The sequence below is a fragment of the Amycolatopsis albispora genome (assembly GCF_003312875.1).
Taxonomy (GTDB): Bacteria; Actinomycetota; Actinomycetes; order Mycobacteriales; family Pseudonocardiaceae; genus Amycolatopsis; species Amycolatopsis albispora.
Map to the genome: position 1 here is coordinate 1778687 of NZ_CP015163.1, position 16672 is coordinate 1795358.

Below are 16672 nucleotides of genomic sequence, written 5' to 3' on the forward strand. Positions count from 1 at the left end.
ATGGCGCTCGATCGGCGGGACGGTGGAGTCATGAAGGCTTCCGCAGTTTCACCCACCTTGGCCGTCAACGAAGAAGTCGCCCGCCGCCGCGCGGCGGGGCTCCCCACCGTTCCGCTGGGCTTCGGCGAAGCCGGGATCCCGGTGCACCCGATGCTGACCGCCGCGCTCGCCGACGCCGCACCGGCCGCCGGCTACGGCCCGGCGGCGGGCATTCCCGAACTCCGCGAGGCCGCCGCCGGGTACTGGACACGCCGTGGTGTGCCTGCCGAAGCCGCCGACGTGGTGGCCGCGCCCGGCAGCAAGGCGTTGCTGTGGGCGGTGCTCGGGGCCGCCGGTGGCGGGGTCGCGCTGCCGAAACCGAGCTGGGTCAGCTACGCCGCGCAGGCCGCGCTGCACCACCTGCCGTGCCACCTGGTGCCGGGTGCGGCGGGTGTGCCCGATGCCGACCGGCTCGACGCGCTCGGCCCGGAGCTGAGCACCGTGGTGCTGACCCTGCCGGACAACCCGACCGGCGCGGTGGCGCCGCCGGAGGCCGTGCGCGCGGTGTGCGAAGTCGCCGAGAAGCACAACCTGCTGATCCTGTCCGACGAGATCTACCGCGACCTCGTGCACGATTCCGCGACACCGTTCCTCAGCCCGGCCGAGGTGGCCCCGGAGCGGACGGTGGTGACCACCGGGCTGAGCAAGAACCTGGCGCTGGGCGGCTGGCGCATCGGCGTCGCGCGGTTTCCCGGCGCGGAACCGCGTGACGCGGTGATCGGCATGGGCAGCGAGGTCTGGTCGGCGCCCGCGCAGCCCGTGCAGAAGGTCGCGGCACTGGCGTTCACCGAACCGAGCGCACTCCGCGACCGCATCGACGCCAGCCGCCGCCTGCATTCCCGCGTCGCCACCGCCGTCGCGCGCATCCTGACCGGCGCGGGCGTCACCTGCCCGGCACCACAGGCCGGTTTCTACCTCTACCCGGACTTCTCCGGCTGGGCCGTGCGCGACGACCGCGAACTGGCCGCGCGCCTGCTCGACCTCGGTGTCGCCACCCTGCCCGGTTCCGCGTTCGGTGACGACCCCGGCGCACTGCGGCTGCGCATCGCGACCAGCCTGCTCTACGGCGAAAACGACGAGCAGCGGCACCAAGCGCTCGCCGCCGCCGATCCCGCCCGGCTGCCGTGGATCGCCGCGCAGCTGGACCGGTTCGAAAACGCCCTACGCTCGGCGCATGAACGATTTGGCCCGAGCCTGGGATGAAGCCGCCGACGGCTACGAAGCCTACTTCGTGCCGCGGTTCGCACCGTGGGTTCGCACCGCCGTCGACGCTCTGGGGTCGCTGCCCGACGGGCCGGTCCTGGTGCCGTGCTCCGGCACCTTCCCCGAACTGGACCTGCTGACCGAGCGGTTCCCCGGCCGCGAGCTGACCGGCATCGACCTGTCCGCCGGCATGGTCCGGCTGGCCACCGCCAGGGCGGGCGGCAACCCGCTGGTGCACGTGGTCGAAGGCGACGCGGCCACGCTGGATCCACAGTGGACCGGCCGGTGCGCGGCGGTGCTGTCGGTGTTCGGCCTGCAGCAGCTGCCCGAGCCCGAGGCCGCGCTCGCCGCGTGGACGGCGGCGCTGCGCCCCGGTGGCCGGCTGTCGGTCGTGTTCTGGCCGGGCGTGGTCGAATCCGAGGGCCCGTTCGCGGTCATGCGGGAGGCGCTGCGGCCGCACGTGCCGCCGTCGGACCGGTCGTGGGAGGACCGGCTGACCGGTTTCGACCGCGACGAGTACGTCACGCACCCGATGACCCATCCGGACGCGGCGACGGTGTTCGAGGCCTACGTCCGGTCCGGGCCACTGCGCCCGCTGGTCACCGAGCGCGGCGAGGAGTTCGTCGCCGGACTGCGCGAGGAGTTCCTGCGCCGCGCGCCGTCGGGGGAGTGGACCCACCATCCCCGCGCGCGGCTGCTGACCCGCTGAACCGTTGGTGTCACCAACGACCATGCTATCGTTAGGGGGACAAACGTTAGTCGTCCTAACATTGGGGGTTCAGCATGATCAAGCCGTTCCGCATCGACGTGCCGCAGGCCGATCTCGACGACCTCGCCGACCGCCTGGCCCGCACCCGCTGGCCCAACGAGGTCGACGGCGCGGGCTGGGACTACGGCTTCCCGCTGGCCAGACTCCAGGAGCTGGCCGAGTACTGGCGCACCGGCTACGACTGGCGTGCGCACGAAGCCGCGCTCAACGAACTGCCGCACTTCACCACCGAGATCGAGGGCCAGCGCATCCACTTCGTCCACGTCCGGTCCGCGAAGCCGGACGCGCTCGCGCTGGTGCTCACGCACGGCTGGCCCGGCTCGTTCCTGGAGTTCCTCGACGTGATCGAGCCGCTCTCGCGCGAGTTCCACCTGGTGATCCCGTCCATTCCCGGCTTCGGCTTCTCCGGGCCGACCCACGAGCGCGGCTGGGACGCCGTCCGGGTCGCGCGGGCGTGGGCGGAGCTGATGCGCCGCCTCGGCTACGAGCGCTACGGCGCGCAGGGCGGTGACTTCGGGGCGGGCATCTCGCTGGCGCTCGGCGCGGTCGCGCCCGAACACGTCGCCGGCGTGCACGTCAACTACCTGCCGACCCGGCCGGATCCCGCCGTGCAGGTCTCGGCGGCGGACGAGGCGCGGCTGGACCGGGTCCGGGAACTTATGGCGAACCGCCCGCCGTACCAGGCGTTGCAGGCACTGACCCCGCAGACCATCGGCTACGCGCTGACCGATTCGCCGGTCGGGCAGCTGGTCTGGATCGCCGAGCGCTTCGCGCAGTGGACCGACCCGAGCACGCCGGTCAGCGACGAGCGGATGCTTACCGACGTCTCGCTGTACTGGCTGACCGCCACCGCCGCCTCCTCGGCCCGGTTCCACCACGACGCCCCGCGGGGGAGCGGGCAGCCGTGCCGGGTGCCGGTCGGTGTGGCGGTGTTCGCGCACGACATCACGCAGTCGGTGCGGCCGCTGGCCGAGCGCCTCTACGACATCCGGCACTGGTCGGAGTTCGACCGCGGCGGGCACTTCGCCGCGATGGAGGTGCCGGACCTGTTCGCCGCGGACGTCCGGGAGTTCTTCCTCGCCCACTGACCCGAGACGATTGCTTTCCCTAAGCAAGTAATATATGGTTGTACTTGGCAACCATTGGGGAGGCAGTTCGTGCTCACGTCGGCGACCGCGGCCGAGCTCATCGACGCCCTGCGTGCGGTGATCCGCTCGGGCCGTGCCGTGCAGCACCACGCCTACCAGCACGAGGACCTGCCACCCGGCGCCATCGCGCTGCTCTCGCTGCTGCACCGCGACGGCGAGCAGCGGCTGGGACGGCTGGCGGCGCGGCTCGACGTCGACCCGTCCGTGATCAGCAGGCAGGTCGCCCCGCTCGAACGAGCAGGCCTGGTCCGGCGCCGCCCCGATCCGGGGGACGGCCGGGCCGGGCTGCTCGCCGTCACCGAGGACGGCGACCGCTACCTGTGCGCCCACCAGCGGCGCTGGGCCGAACTGGTCGCCACCGCGCTGACCGACTGGGCCGAAGAGGACGCCGAAGCCCTCATCGCCGGGTTGCGCAGGCTCACCGCCGACATCCGCGCCGTCCGTGAACTCGCGGATTCCTGAACCACCAGCAACGAGGAGAAACACCCAGTGGCTTCGCCCACGTCACCGGTCGCGCCCGGCTCCGCCGAGGAGAGCGGGCGCATGGCCCACCGCCAGGTACTGGAAGCCCTCACCGGGCTGCTGCTGGCGATGTTCACCGCGTTCCTCAGCTCCACCATCGTCTCGAACGCGCTGCCGACGATCATCCGCGACCTGCACGGTTCGCAGAGCCAGTACACCTGGGTGATCACCGCGACCCTGCTCACCTCCACCGCGAGCACCCCGATCTGGGGCAAGCTGGCCGACCTGGTCAGCAAGAAACTGCTGGTGCAGCTGGCGATCGCGGTGTTCACCCTCGGCTCGGTGCTGGCCGGGCTCGCCCAGTCCGCCGAAACGCTGATCGCCTGGCGCGCGCTGCAGGGCCTCGGCCTCGGCGGGCTGCAGTCCCTGGTGGTGATCGTGATCGCGGCGATGATCAGCCCCCGCGAACGCGGCCGCTACACCGGCCCGATCTCGATCGTGATGTCGGTGGCCACGGTGGCCGGCCCGCTGCTCGGCGGGCTGATCGTGGACACCTCGTGGCTCGGCTGGCGCTGGTGCTTCTACGTCTGCGTGCCGTTCGCGGTGATCTCGCTGCTGGTGGTGCAGCGCACGCTGAACCTGCCGGTGGTCAAGCGCCCGATCAAGGTCGACTACCTGGGCGCCGGGCTGATCGCCGGCGGGGTGTCCACCCTGCTGATCTGGGTCACGCTGGCGGGCAACAGCTTCGCCTGGGGTTCGGGCACCTCGTGGCTGCTGGTCGGCCTCGGCGTGGTGCTGCTGGCGCTGGCGGTGCTGGTGGAGAGCCGGGCGAAGGAGCCGATCATCCCGCTGCGGCTGTTCCGCGACCGCACCACCACGCTGGCCACCGTGGCCAGCATCGCGGTCGGCACGGCGTTGTTCGGCGGCGCGGTGTTCCTCGGGCAGTACTTCCAGATCGCGCGCGGCTACTCGCCGACCGCGGCCGGGCTGCTGACCCTGCCGATGATCGTCGGCTCGATGCTGTCCTCCACCGTGTCGGGGTTGCTGATCACCAAGTACGGCCGGTGGAAGGCGTTCCTGGTGGCGGGCTCGATCGCGATGGCAGGCGGGTTCGGCCTGCTCGGCACGATCGACCACACCACGAACATGGTGCTGCTCGGGGTGTTCCTGTTCGTGCTGGGCACCGGGATGGGCATGACCATGCAGAACCTGGTGCTGGCGGTGCAGAACACGGTGGCCGCCACCGACCTGGGCGCGGCCAGTTCCACGGTCGCCTTCTTCCGCTCGCTGGGCGGCACGGTCGGCGTGTCGGTGCTGGGCGCGGTGCTGGCCACGCAGGTCTCGCAGCGGACCACCGACGGCCTGAGCGCGGCGGGCATCGCCGTGCCGCCGGGTTCCGGTGAGGTCGGCATCGGCAGCCTGAACGAACTGCCCGCCGCGCTCGGTGACATCGTGCGTGCCGCGTACGGCGACGGGACCGCGGTGATCTTCCTGATCGCCGGGGCGCTGTCGCTGATCACCGTGGTGGCGATCCTGGCCATCAGGGAAAGCCCGCTGCGGACCAGCACCGGGCTGGAGCAGGCGGCCGAGGAGACCGACGCCGCCCTGGTCAAGAGCTAGGTTCAGAACGAGTAGCGGCTGACCTGCTCCGGGTGGATGACCAGCCGGAGCAGGTCCTGGGCCTGGATCTGGGCGAGCACCTCGGCCCTGGCCTGGTCACCGAGGTCCCAGTACCGGGCGGCCAGTCGCTCGCTCAGCTCTTGCGCCCCCTCGGTTTCCAGCGTGGCGCGGCCCGCGACGGACACCCAGCGCTCCGGTTCCCCCACCGGCGCCGCGACCACGATCGACGCGCGCGGGTCGCGGCGCAGGCGGCGCACCTTGAGCGCGTCCGGCTCGGTGAACAGCTGGATGGTGCCCTCATCGGTCACCTCGAACCACACCGGCCGCGGCTGGGGCGGGACCGGCCCGGCGGCCACGGTCAGGAACCCGTGCAGCGGGCGGCGCAGGAATTCGAGGTCTTCGGCAGTCAGTGCGGCGGTGGTCATGGTGTCGATTCAACCCGGGCGGCCCGGACGATCCCATAGGTGAAAGGCTGAATTGCCTGTGTGTTCGTCTAAGGTCGTGCCCGTGGACGCCTTCAGTGACCTCATCCGTGGTGTGCGGGCCCACGGCTCGTTGTTCGGCAGCTCGGTCCTGACCGCGCCGTGGGCGCTGCACTTCGTCGACGGCGCGCCGCTGACCGTGTGCACGCTCCTGACCGGCGAAGGCTGGATCGTGCCGGAGGGCCACCCGCCCGAACCGCTGCGCGCCCGCGAGACGGTCATCGTGCGCGGGCCGTCGACGTTCACCTTCGTCGACGAGGTCGGCACCCGCGCCGAGCCGATCGCCTGCGGTGAGCACTGCGCGACACCGGAACAGGGCGGCACCCGGCACCGGCTCGGCTGGCACGACGGCGCTGGCGGGCCCGGCACGACCACGCTGATCGTCGGCGCCTACCCGGCACGCGGGGAAATCAGCAGCCGCCTGCTCGACGCGCTGCCGGTCGTGCTGCGCGTGGACGCGGGCGACGACCCCGACCCGGTGCAGGACCACCTCGCCGCCGAGGTCGCCGTGGACGCGCCCGGGCAGCAGGTGGTGCTCGACCGGCTCCTGGACTGGCTGCTGGTGTGCACGTTGCGCGAGTGGTTCGACCGGCCCGGTGGTGAGCCCCCGGCGTGGTGGGCGGCGCAGCGGGACCCGGTGGTCGGCCAGGCGCTGCGCCTGATCCACGCCGAACCCGCCGCGCCGTGGACGGTCGCCACGCTGGCCAAGCGCACCGGGGTGTCGCGCTCGACGCTGGCCAAGCGGTTCACCGAGCTGGTCGGCGAACCGCCGCTGAGCTACCTCACCGGCTGGCGCATGACGCTGGCCGCGGACCTGCTCGTCGAACGGCGGACCGCGACCATCGCCGACATCGCGCGCACGGTCGGATACGCCGACCCGTTCGGTTTCAGCGCCGCGTTCAAACGCCTGCGCGGCACCAACCCGAGCGAGTTCCGCCGCGCCGCGACGGTCTAGCTGACGGCGACCGGAGCCTCCGCTCGCGCCCGGTTCCGGCGGCGGCTCTGGTCGTGGTGCGTGCCGAGCACAATGAACAGTCCACCCGCGACAAAGAGCAGCGAGACCGCCCACGAGCCGTGTCCCGGGGTGGACTGGACCAGCGCCAGCGCCGCGAGCGGGGCCAGCCCACCGGCGAACGCCCCGCCCACTTCCCGGCCGGTGCCCAGGCCGGACGACCGCACCTCGGCGGGGAACTGCTGCGCGAGGAACGCACCCTGCGCGGCGAGCATCGCGGGCACCACTATCCCGGTGGCGCAGACCAATCCGGTCCAGATGAGCCACGGGTTGCCGGTGTCGAGCAGCCAGAAGAACGGGAACGCCAGCGCCACCGTGGCCACGCCGCCGGTCAGCACCACGGCCTTGGCGCTGAGCCGGTCGGCCAGCCGCCCGGCGATCGGCACCGTGATGATGGCGAAGAAGCTGGCGATGCTGATGCCCAGCGCGCCGACGTTCGCCGGCACGTCGCGGTAGTTCGTCAGGTAGGCCAAGGAAAAGGTCTTGAAGATGTAGCTGACCCCGTTGTAGCCGATGGTGATCACCATGACCACCAGCAGCGCCCGCCAGTTGCCGCGGACCAGCTCCCGCAGCGGAGCCCGCCGGTGCCCGGTGCGCACGACCGCTTCGAACTCGGGGGTTTCGGGCAACCGGCGCCGCACCCACACCCCGACCCCGATCAGCGCGAAACTCAGCAGGAACGGGATCCGCCAGCCGAAACCGTTGAGGAACTCCTTGTCCGTGCTGGTCAGCGCCGCGACGGTGAGCGAGGACAGCAGCAGGCCGAGATTCACACCCAGCGCGGGCCACGCACCCTGCCTGCCCCGCCTGCCGGGCGCGGCGTGCTCGTAGGCGACCGCGATCGCCCCGCCGAACTCCGCACCGGCGCCCAGTCCCTGCAACAACCGCAGCACCACCAGCAGGATCGGCGCGGCGATGCCGACGGCTTCGTAGGTCGGCAGCAGGCCGATGCCCGCCGAGGACACGCCCATCAGCAGAAAAGTCAGTGACAGCACCCGTTTGCGGCCGATCCGGTCGCCGAGCGCACCGAACACGACCCCGCCGAGCGGCCGGGCGAGAAAGCCGACCGCGAAGGTGGCCACCGCGGCCATCGTGGCGGCGGCCGGGTCACCGCCGGGGAAGAACACGTCACCGAAGACCAGCGCGGCCATCGACGCGTAGAGGTAGAAGTCGAACCATTCGAGGGCGGACCCGATGATCACCGCGGGGCCGACGCCCCGTGGTGCGCTGGGACGGAGCCTTGCTGCCTTGGGCACGTCGTTGGCCATGGCCTCTTCTCCGGTCGGCGAGGAAATCTCGCGTTCGTATTTACGAACAGCGTGACGGATATGAGGATGCTAAGCAGGCAGGCGGCAGCCGGTCAAGGGCGCGCGGCGACGCCGGAAGGGCAGAGCTGGGAGGTTCAGCGGCGCCCGGCGGGCGTGCTCAGCGCCGCGGCGACCGAACTGGTCACCTCGGCGAGCGTGACGGCGATTTCCGGGAGCCGGTCGACGATGCGGGAGGTCGGGCCCGCCACGGCGATGGCGGCCACGACCTCGTTGCCGACCACGATCGGGCGCGCGGTGGCGCTCACGTCGGGCAGCGTCTCGCCGCGATTGAACGCCACGCCCTCCTCGCGCACGGTGTCGAGTTCGGCCTGCGCTGCGCGGACCGCGTCGTCGCTGTCCAGAATGGACCGCAGGTACGCGTCGCGGCGCTTGGTGCTCCACTGGGACAGCAGCACCTTGCCCGCGCTCGGCGGGTACAGCGGGCGCCGGATGCGCAGGGGAGCGGAGTAGCGGATCGGCTGGGTCGACTCGACCGCGGCGACGTAGGTCAGCGACTCGCCGACCCGCGTGCCGACCATGGTGGTCTCGTTGAACACCTCGCGAAGCCGCTCCAGGCCGGGTCGCGCGGCGGCGGCCAGGTCCGGCCCGGGGGAGGCCAGCAGGCTGCCCAGTGCGGGCCCGAGGTGGTAGACGCCCTTGTCCTCGATCAGATATCCGGTCGCGACCAGTCCCTTGACCAGCCCGAACACCGACGACTTCGGCGCTTCGAGGATTTCCGCGAGTTCGTGCATGCGCGCGCCATCACGCGCGACGCTCTCCAGGATCGTCGTCACGCGGCTCACCGTGCGGTGGGCCTTCGCGGGGGACTCGGACACGGCTTCTCCTCGTTCGCAAATACGAACCCTAGCAGCCGGAGGCGACATCTTGACGGAACCCGTGGCCGGGCCTACGTTCGGACGTATATAAGATACATAGATCGTATATAGGAACGCCAGCGGTGAGAGGGTAGGGTTTGATGGACCTGCGACTGACGGCAGAGCACGAGGACATCCGCCGCGGCGTGCGTGAGCTGGCGAGCCGTTTCCCCGACGAGTACTGGGCCGAACGCGACGAGAAGGGCGAATTCCCCGCCGAGTTCTACGACGCGTTCGCCGGGGCGGGCTGGCTCGGCATCGCGATCCCCGAGGCGTACGGCGGTGGCGGGCTCGGCATTCTGGAGGCGTCCCTGCTGCTCGAGGAGGTCGCGGCGTCCGGCGCCGGGATGAACGGGTGCAGCACGATGCACCTGACGATCTTCGGGCTGAACACGATCGTCAAGCACGGCAGCGAGGAACTGCGCGAGGCCGTGCTGCCGGGCGCGGTCGACGGCTCGCTGCACGTCTGCTTCGGGGTGACCGAGCCGGACGCGGGCACCGACACCACCCGCATCTCGACCTTCGCCCGCCGCGACGGTGAGTCCTATGTGGTCACCGGCCGCAAGGTGTGGATCACCAAGGCCGGGCAGTCGCAGAAGATGGTGCTGATCGCCCGCACCACACCACGCGACCAGGTGGCCAAGCCGACCGACGGGATGAGCCTGTTCCTGGTCGATCTCGACGCGGACGAGGTGCAACTGCGGGCGATCCCGAAGATGGGGCGCAACGCGGTGCCGTCCTACGAGGTGGTGTTCGACGGCCTGCGCGTACCGGCCTCGGCCAGGGTCGGCGAGGAGGGCAAGGGCTTCCGGTACCTGCTCGACGGGCTCAACCCCGAGCGGATCCTGCTCGCCCACGAAGCGCTCGGCATCGGCCGCGCGGCGCTGCGGCGCGCGGTGCGGTACGCCGGCGAGCGGGTGGTGTTCGACCGGCCCATCGGCAAGAACCAGGGCATCGCGTTCCCGCTCGCCGAAGCCGTCACGCGCCTGGACGCGGCCGAGCTGATGGCACGCACCGCGGCCTGGCGGTACGACCAGGGGCTGCCGTGCGGCAAGGAGGCCAACATGGCGAAGTGGCTGTGCGCCGACGCCGGGTTCGAGGCCGCCGACCGGGCCATCCAGACCCACGGCGGCATGGGCTTCGCCCGCGAATACCACGTCGAACGCTACTTCCGTGAGGCACGCCTGCTGCGGTTGGCGCCGATCAGCCAGGAAATGGTGCTCAACTACGTCGCCCAGCACGTGCTGGGGTTGCCGAGGTCGTACTGATGACGCGGGCGCTCGACGGCCTGCGGGTGCTCGACCTGTCGCGGGTGCTGGCCGGTCCACTGTGTACTCAGATGCTCGCCGACCACGGGGCCGAAGTGACCAAAGTGGAGTCACCGGCCGGTGACGAGACCCGTGGCTGGGGCCCGCCGTTCCTGGAGACGGGCGTCAGCGCGTACTACCGCAACGTCAACCGGGCGAAGCGGAACCTGGTGCTGGACCTGGGCTCGGCTCGTGGCCGGGAGGTGCTCGGCACGCTGCTGTCCGGCGCGGACGTGGTGGTGGAGAACTTCAAGGCGGGCACGCTGGCCCGCTGGGGCTTCGGCGACGACGAGCTGCGGCGCCGGTTCCCCTCGCTGGTGCACTGCCGGATCACCGGGTTCGGCACCGACGGCCCCCTCGGCGGACTGCCCGGGTACGACGCCGTTTTGCAGGCCTACGGCGGCCTGATGAGCGTGAACGGTGAACCGGACGGCCCGCCGCTGCGCGTGGGCGTGCCGGTGGTCGACATGGTCACCGGCATCCTGGCGTTCTCCGGAATCCTGCTGGCCCTGCGGGAACGCGACGCCTCCGGCCTCGGGCAGCTGGTCGACCTGACGCTGCTGGACACGGTGATCAGCCTGCTCCACCCGCACAGCGGCGCGTGGCTGGCCGACGGCACACCCGGGCGGCGCACCGGTTCGGCGCATCCGTCGATCGCGCCGTACGAGAACTTCGAGACCGTTGATGGGCCGTTCTTCATCGGCGCGGGCAACGATCGCCAGTTCGCCGCGCTCGCCGAAGTGCTCGGAATGCCGGAACTGGCGAGTGATCCACGGTTCACCAGCAACGCGGACCGGGTGCGGAACGCGGCGGTGCTGCGTGCGGTGCTGGGGCCTCGCATTGCCGCGCGGCGACGCGAAGAACTGGCCGAATGCCTGCTGGCACGCGGAGTTCCGGCGTCGCCGGTGCACGACGTGGCCGACGCGCTGACCGCCCCGCAGGTCCGGCACCGCGAGATGGTGATCGACCGCGAGGACGGTTACCGCGGCGTCGGCATTCCCATCAAGCTGGCACGCACGCCCGGCCAGGTGGGCGCCGCACCCCGGCCGCCGGGCGCGGACACCCGGGCGGTGCTGGCGGTCGCGGGCTACTCCGACGACGAGATCGACTCCCTGCTCGCGGACGGCACCGCCGTCAGTTCCGGAGGCGATCCCAGCGGGGGATCAGCATGAACACCAGCCCGCACGTGAGCACGATCCGCGCGGCGATGACGCCGCCGCCGACCTCGCCCATCAGCCCGGCCACCACCTGGACCACCACGCAGCCGGTCAGCAGGGACACGCCCCAGCGGCGCCAGAGCCACAGCCCGGTCAGCGCGGCCGCCTCGCCGAGCAGGGCGACCACCCCCAGCACCACCGGGACCGGCAGCATCCGGCCTTCACCCAGTTCACCCGCCGCGTGGACAGCCAGCACGATCCCGACGGCGAGCACGGCCGCGCTGTAGCACAGCAGCCACAGCGTCAGTGCCACCCCGCGTCCCGCCGGTGCCTTCTCCTCGACCACGTCCACCACACTGGACCCCACCGCTCCGGTTCCGCGAGGGCAGATCCGCCCTTTCCACCGCGGTGCGGATCCGGTAGATCTGGGCGGCTGGGCCCGGCCGGTCGGCCGCGCCCACCACGGTTGTCATCGCGTGCGGCGTCGCACGGCGATCGGCTCGGGCAGGGTGAGCGCGGTGTGAGCCGGTCGCCCGGTTTCCGGGGGCAGGGTGGTGAGGCCGTGCAGCCTGCTGTTGCGCCGCTCGAGCGCTTCGGCGGTGACGGGGAACAGCGCCGCGTCACCCGCGCCGACCTGTGCCTGGTTCAGTTCGACGAAGCCGCGGGTTTCGCTTTCGTAGGCGGTGAAAGCGGCGGTGTGGTCGCGGTGGGTGGCCAGTGCCCCGGCGAGCATGTAGGCGCCGGCGAGGGCGAGGCTGGAGCCCTGCCCGGTCAGGAACGACGGGGCGTAGGCGGCGTCGCCGACCAGGGCGGCCCGGCCGCTGAACCAGCGCGGCAGGTGGATTTGGCTGACGGTGTCGAAGAACAGGTCATCCGCGTCGCGCAGGGCGGCGACCATGGCGGGGATTTCCCAGCCGTCGGCGGCGAAGGCGGTGGCGACGAGTTCGATTTGCGCCTGGGGGTCGCGGAGCACGCCGTAGGGCGGTTCTGGACGCGCGAGGACGAGGAGCCCCTGGACGTCGTCGCTGCCCTTGACCGCGTAGAGCGCCGCCGCCCGGCCGGGGCAGTTCCAGATCACGCCCTCCTGGGAGAGGCCGAACTTGTTGGGCATGGTGAATCCGGCGAAGCAATAGCCCAGGTAGTGGTGGTATTGCTGTTCGGGGCCAAACACTATTTCCCGGGTTCGTGAATGCAGTCCATCGGCGCCCACTACGAGGTCGAAACCGCGTTGCTTGCCGCTGCGGAAGGTGACTTCTACGCCATTGTTGTGTTCGGCGATCGCCTCGATCGAATCGTCGAAGACGTATTCGACCTCGTTGCGGGTGACGCCGTACAGGATTTCCGCGAGGTCTCCGCGGCGCACTTCGACGTCTTGTCCTTCGACTCCGCCGACCACCGCCTGCGGGTGCACCGAGGCCACCTGTCCGCCGTCGGCGTCCAAAAAGGTCAGACGGCGGGATTCGACGTGTGCTTCCCGGAGTTGCGGCAGGATGCCCATTCGCCGCGCGACCTCCAGCGCGGTGCCGCGCACGTCGATCGGATAACCACCGGCACGCAGCCCGGCGGACTTTTCCACCACCGTGACCTCGAATCCGTACCGCTGCAACCAGAACGCGACGGCGGGACCGGCGATGCTCGCCCCGGAAACCAGGACCGTGCGGTTTGCTGTGTTCATTATGGGAACTCCTTCAGAGAGACGCCGTGGCAGGCGTTTGCTGGCGCTGGCGCGTTTTCCGCACCAGGAGGACAACCAGGACCGCGGCGATCGCGAAGGCGGCGGACGCGATCGTGATGTAGGCGAACACCCCCGCGCCCGAGTTCACCGGTTCACCGCCGGCGAGCACGGTGGTCGACTTGAGTACCGCCGCGCCGACGAAGTTCAGCACCACCGAGCCGATCGCGACCACCACCATGACCAGGCTGGACACGATGCCCTGTCGTTCGGGCGAGGCCAGGCTGCCCGCCATGTTGAAACCCGAGGTGCCGAGCGCGCCGACGGTGAACCCCAGCAGGAAAGCGAAGAACAGCGCGGCGGGGAACTGGGAGACGCCGAGGAACATGCCGAGGGTGCCCACCGTGCCGAGCGCGATTCCGCCGGCCAGCGTCGACGCCGGTCCGATGCGGTTGGCCAGTGCCCCGGCGGCCGGGCCGCCGATCATGACGCCCAGTCCCGGCATCGCGAGCAGCAGCGCCACCGTGCCCTGCCCGGCCAGTCCGTAGCCGAGGCCCTGGTCCGCCGAGACGTCGCCGACCAGGGGGATGAGCTGGAGCATGCTCTGGTACGAACCGGTGCTGAGCACCAGGACGAGCAGCGTGAGCACCAGTGGCGCGCCGAGGTCCCGGAGGTCGATCAGGGAACCGGGTTTCCGGCTCGAGACCAGCAGCCACCTGGTGAACGCGGCGCCCCCGCCGGCGAGCAGGAGCAGCGGGCCGACGGCCAGCCAGCCGAACTCCGAGCCGAGGCTGACGTAGCTGAGCACCCCGGCCAGGCCGCCGCCGAGCAGCAGCGCGCCACCGGCGTCGACGCGGCCGGGGGTGGTGATCGGGGATTCGGGCACGATCCGGCGCACGCAGATCGCCATCGTGACGGCGACGACGGCCGAGACGAGGAACAGGATCTGGAAGCCGAAGTCCGCGGCCAGTTTCTCGGTGAGGAAGCGGGAAGCGATGTTGAGGACCGCGGAGCCGGAGGTCACGATGCCCACCACGACCATCGCGATCCGCGGCGCGCACATCTCGCGCACGATGGCGACGCTGAGGAACATCGCGGCCACGGCCGCGCCCTGCAGCAGTCGTCCGGGCACGAAGATCCAGATGTTCGGGGCCACCGCGCAGACGAGTGCGCCCGCGCAGCTGATGAGCAGGGTCAGCACGAGGACCTTGCGCTTGCCGTGGACGTCGGCGCTGCGGCCGAGCAGCGGCGCCCACATCACGCCGGCCAGCATCGCGCTGGCGTTGAGCCACGCGGCCTGGTCGGTGCCGAAGTGGTCGAGCATCTCCGGCAGGACGAGCAGCGGGGCGGTGATGGCCGTGTCGACCATGAAGTTGACCAGCACCAGGACGGCCACCAGGCCGATGAGCCGTCCGTTCCAGCTGGTGTGCGGAGCCCTGCTTTCGGCCATGAAGTACTCCTTGACCTGGGGTGGAGGGTTGGCGGGCGGACCGCCTTCCCAGAAAACCACACTACACGGTGCAGTTTTCTGCGGCTGAGAATACGATGAGAAGATGGCGACCCCGAGAGCGACCGCGCAGACCCCCGGCAGGCGGCTGCAGGCCGAGGCCAAGCGAGCGGCCATCCTGGACGCGGCCGAAGCGCTGTTTGTCTCGGACGGCTACGAACTCACCAGCGTCGACGCGATCTCGGCGCGGGCAGGGGTGTCGAAGCGGACCGTCTACGACCACTTCGGCGACAAGCAGACCCTGTTCCGGAGCGTGCTTGGGCGCGCGAACGACGCCGTGGTCGCGACCGTGCGGGAGGCGATCGACGAGGAACTGGTGGACGGGCGGGACATCCGCGAGGCGTTGCTCGGTTTCGCGAAGCGGGTGACCACGGAAATGTTCCCGACGTCGACCTACGCCACGTTCCGGCGCCTGAGTTCGCAGGCCCCGGTGGCGCCGCGACTCCCGGAGGCGGCGCGGGACCAGCCGGAACGGATGATGGAGGAACGCTTCGCGAAGTACGCGGCCGACGGCACGCTGCAGGTCCCGAATCCGCGGCGCGCCATGCAGCACTTCATCGCGCTGACCATGCGCCTGGCACTGGACGTAATGGACGAAAACCCGTCGGCGGCGGAGATCCTGACCCTCATCGGCGACGGGGTGGACGTGTTCCTGCGCGCCTACCGCTGACGCTGTAAGAACCCCGGGAGCCGGCGACGGTCGGATATCTACTGTGGACGGAAAGCGCCCGCGTTCCGCCGCGGTGGTGGGGCAGGCCTCGTCCGAGGTGGCGCCGGGGCCACCTTTGTCCACTTGGGACATCGGCGGTTGCCGCGCCTTACCTCTCGCTTTCGCCGAGTGTGCACACCTCGACGGTTCGTGGCCGACGGCTTAACCTGGCCCGCGTGGCGGAGAACGGGGAGTCCGGAGTTCGTTACGACGACGCGCTGGGGTACTGGGTGTCCTGGGGGCACGACGTCGCGCTGGCCGCTTTCCAGGACCCGCGGCTGTCCTCGCAGTACCTGGACGCGGCCAACCTGACCTTTCTCCCGGCGGACATGCACGAACAGTGCGCCGACCTGATCGAGACCCTGCGCGGCTGGTTCGTGCTGCTCGACGGCGCGGCACACACGACGGCCCGCCGGTCAGTGCAGCCGATGTTCTCGGCTGCCCGCATCCGGCGACTCCAGGGCGTGGTCGACGGCATCGTCGACGACGCGCTGGACAAGTTCGCGAATTCGCCGGAACACGACGCGGTCGAGGACCTGGCCAGCGTCGTTTCGGCTCGGACGATCGCGCATTTGCTCGGCCTGCCCGGAAGTGACGACGCGACGCTGCGCGGCTGGGCCGACGCCATCGCCGAGTTCCTCGCCGCCTCCTACCGCCGGGACAACGCGGTGCGGGCGCAACGCGCGCTACGGGAAATGGCCGAGTTCATCCGCACCGCGCCCGACACCGGCGACGGGGTTTTCCTGACCGCGCACGGCAACGAGGCCGAACGGCTGGCCACCTCGTCCATCCTGCTGTTCGGTGGCCTGGAAACCACCACGCGCCTGGCGAGTTTCGCGTTGTGGTACGTGCTCGGCAACAACCTGGCCGGCGAGTTGACCGAGGCCGAAGCCAAGGCCGTGGTGGAACGCGTGCTCGCGCTCTACCCGCCGATCGGGCACGTGGCGCGGGTCGCCGGTGAAGACCTCGAACTGGGCGGCTGTCCCATCGCCAAGGGCGACCTGGTGCTGGTTTCCCTGACCGGCCAGGATCCGCGGGCCGGGATGGCGAAACCGGAGCAGCCGGTACCGCATGAAAACACCGGGCGTGTCGATCACGTGGCGTTCGGCCACGGAGTGCACTATTGCATTGGCGCGCCGCTGGCGAGATTGTCCACGATCACGCTGCTCACCCGGTTCGCGCGCCGATTTCCCGGTGCCTCCGTGCGTTCGGTCCGCTGGGGCCGGAATCGTACTTACCGTGGGTTCAGCAACTTGTACCTGAATGTGCCCTGAGCGGTCACACGCGGCGGGCTTTCCTTGCTGCTCAACGGGAATTTGATCTCCGCTCGTCATTGACCGGCAGCCCTGGTGACCCGGATGGGTGATTGCCCACAAGTGGGAAGCGGTTGTTGACTGGGCCGC

At 70.7% G+C, this 16672-nt stretch carries 16 protein-coding genes; 10 read left to right on the forward strand and 6 right to left on the reverse strand.

Features of this window, described 5'->3' with window-relative positions; translation table 11 throughout:
* Positions 1-30 precede the first annotated feature (30 nt).
* The 5 genes from A4R43_RS08305 (at position 31) to A4R43_RS08325 (ending at position 5241) form a co-directional block, all read left to right on the forward strand.
* On the forward strand, positions 31-1242 hold the full coding sequence (locus tag A4R43_RS08305) for a pyridoxal phosphate-dependent aminotransferase (RefSeq protein WP_113691781.1): 1212 nt from the start codon (positions 31-33) through the stop codon (positions 1240-1242).
* Complete coding sequence (locus A4R43_RS08310) at positions 1214-1951, forward strand: class I SAM-dependent methyltransferase (RefSeq protein ID WP_113691782.1); 738 nt, start codon at positions 1214-1216, stop codon at positions 1949-1951. The genes A4R43_RS08305 and A4R43_RS08310 overlap by 29 nt, the downstream gene beginning before the upstream one ends.
* A 74-nt stretch (positions 1952-2025) precedes the next feature.
* Positions 2026-3099 (forward strand): epoxide hydrolase family protein, encoded by a 1074-nt coding sequence (locus tag A4R43_RS08315; protein WP_113691783.1) that lies wholly within the window; start codon positions 2026-2028, stop codon positions 3097-3099.
* 69 nt (positions 3100-3168) lie between these two features.
* Positions 3169-3621: a MarR family winged helix-turn-helix transcriptional regulator gene (locus A4R43_RS08320; RefSeq protein ID WP_162788372.1), complete on the forward strand. Its 453-nt coding sequence runs from the start codon at positions 3169-3171 to the stop codon at positions 3619-3621.
* Positions 3622-3702: 81 nt separating this feature from the next.
* Positions 3703-5241, forward strand: coding sequence for an MFS transporter (locus tag A4R43_RS08325; RefSeq protein ID WP_113691785.1), 1539 nt, complete (start codon positions 3703-3705; stop codon positions 5239-5241).
* A gap of 2 nt (positions 5242-5243) precedes the next feature.
* On the opposite strand, the gene A4R43_RS08330 is transcribed toward A4R43_RS08325, so the two are convergent.
* Positions 5244-5666: a pyridoxamine 5'-phosphate oxidase family protein gene (locus tag A4R43_RS08330; protein WP_113691786.1), complete on the reverse strand. Its 423-nt coding sequence runs from the start codon at positions 5664-5666 to the stop codon at positions 5244-5246.
* A gap of 82 nt (positions 5667-5748) precedes the next feature.
* Here A4R43_RS08330 and A4R43_RS08335 point away from each other — a divergent pair, with 82 nt between their 5' ends.
* Entirely contained in the window at positions 5749-6678 is a 930-nt protein-coding gene (locus A4R43_RS08335; protein WP_113691787.1) for an AraC family transcriptional regulator, read from the forward strand.
* On the opposite strand, the gene A4R43_RS08340 is transcribed toward A4R43_RS08335, so the two are convergent.
* On the reverse strand, positions 6675-8003 hold the full coding sequence (locus A4R43_RS08340; protein WP_113691788.1) for an MFS transporter: 1329 nt from the start codon (positions 8001-8003) through the stop codon (positions 6675-6677). The two genes, A4R43_RS08335 and A4R43_RS08340, sit on opposite strands and share 4 nt — an antisense overlap.
* 134 nt (positions 8004-8137) lie before the next feature.
* A complete protein-coding gene (locus tag A4R43_RS08345; RefSeq protein ID WP_113691789.1) occupies positions 8138-8878 on the reverse strand; it encodes an IclR family transcriptional regulator in 741 nt (246 codons plus the stop codon).
* A gap of 140 nt (positions 8879-9018) precedes the next feature.
* Here A4R43_RS08345 and A4R43_RS08350 point away from each other — a divergent pair, with 140 nt between their 5' ends.
* Positions 9019-10185, forward strand: coding sequence for an acyl-CoA dehydrogenase family protein (locus A4R43_RS08350; protein WP_113691790.1), 1167 nt, complete (start codon positions 9019-9021; stop codon positions 10183-10185).
* Entirely contained in the window at positions 10185-11396 is a 1212-nt protein-coding gene (locus tag A4R43_RS08355) for a CaiB/BaiF CoA transferase family protein (protein ID WP_113691791.1), read from the forward strand. The genes A4R43_RS08350 and A4R43_RS08355 overlap by 1 nt, the downstream gene beginning before the upstream one ends.
* Here A4R43_RS08355 and A4R43_RS08360 read toward each other — a convergent pair.
* The 3 genes from A4R43_RS08360 to A4R43_RS08370 all read right to left on the reverse strand — a co-directional run bounded on the left by A4R43_RS08360 (position 11359) and on the right by A4R43_RS08370 (position 14503).
* Positions 11359-11748, reverse strand: coding sequence for a hypothetical protein (locus tag A4R43_RS08360; RefSeq protein WP_162788373.1), 390 nt, complete (start codon positions 11746-11748; stop codon positions 11359-11361). The genes A4R43_RS08355 and A4R43_RS08360 overlap by 38 nt on opposite strands.
* A gap of 102 nt (positions 11749-11850) precedes the next feature.
* Positions 11851-13131, reverse strand: a complete 1281-nt coding sequence (locus A4R43_RS08365; protein WP_335645149.1) for an FAD-dependent monooxygenase — start codon at positions 13129-13131, stop codon at positions 11851-11853.
* Positions 13070-14503 (reverse strand): MFS transporter, encoded by a 1434-nt coding sequence (locus tag A4R43_RS08370; protein WP_113691794.1) that lies wholly within the window; start codon positions 14501-14503, stop codon positions 13070-13072. Before A4R43_RS08370 ends, A4R43_RS08365 begins: the two co-directional genes overlap by 62 nt.
* Before the next feature lie 103 nt (positions 14504-14606).
* Between A4R43_RS08370 and A4R43_RS08375 the strand changes: the two genes are divergently transcribed.
* Both A4R43_RS08375 and A4R43_RS08380 read left to right on the forward strand, forming a co-directional pair.
* The gene (locus tag A4R43_RS08375; protein ID WP_113691795.1) at positions 14607-15230 is read left to right on the forward strand and encodes a TetR/AcrR family transcriptional regulator; all 624 of its coding nucleotides are present in this window, start codon (positions 14607-14609) and stop codon (positions 15228-15230) included.
* Between the two features lie 215 nt (positions 15231-15445).
* A complete protein-coding gene (locus A4R43_RS08380) occupies positions 15446-16543 on the forward strand; it encodes a cytochrome P450 (RefSeq protein ID WP_113691796.1) in 1098 nt (365 codons plus the stop codon).
* Positions 16544-16672 lie beyond the last annotated feature (129 nt).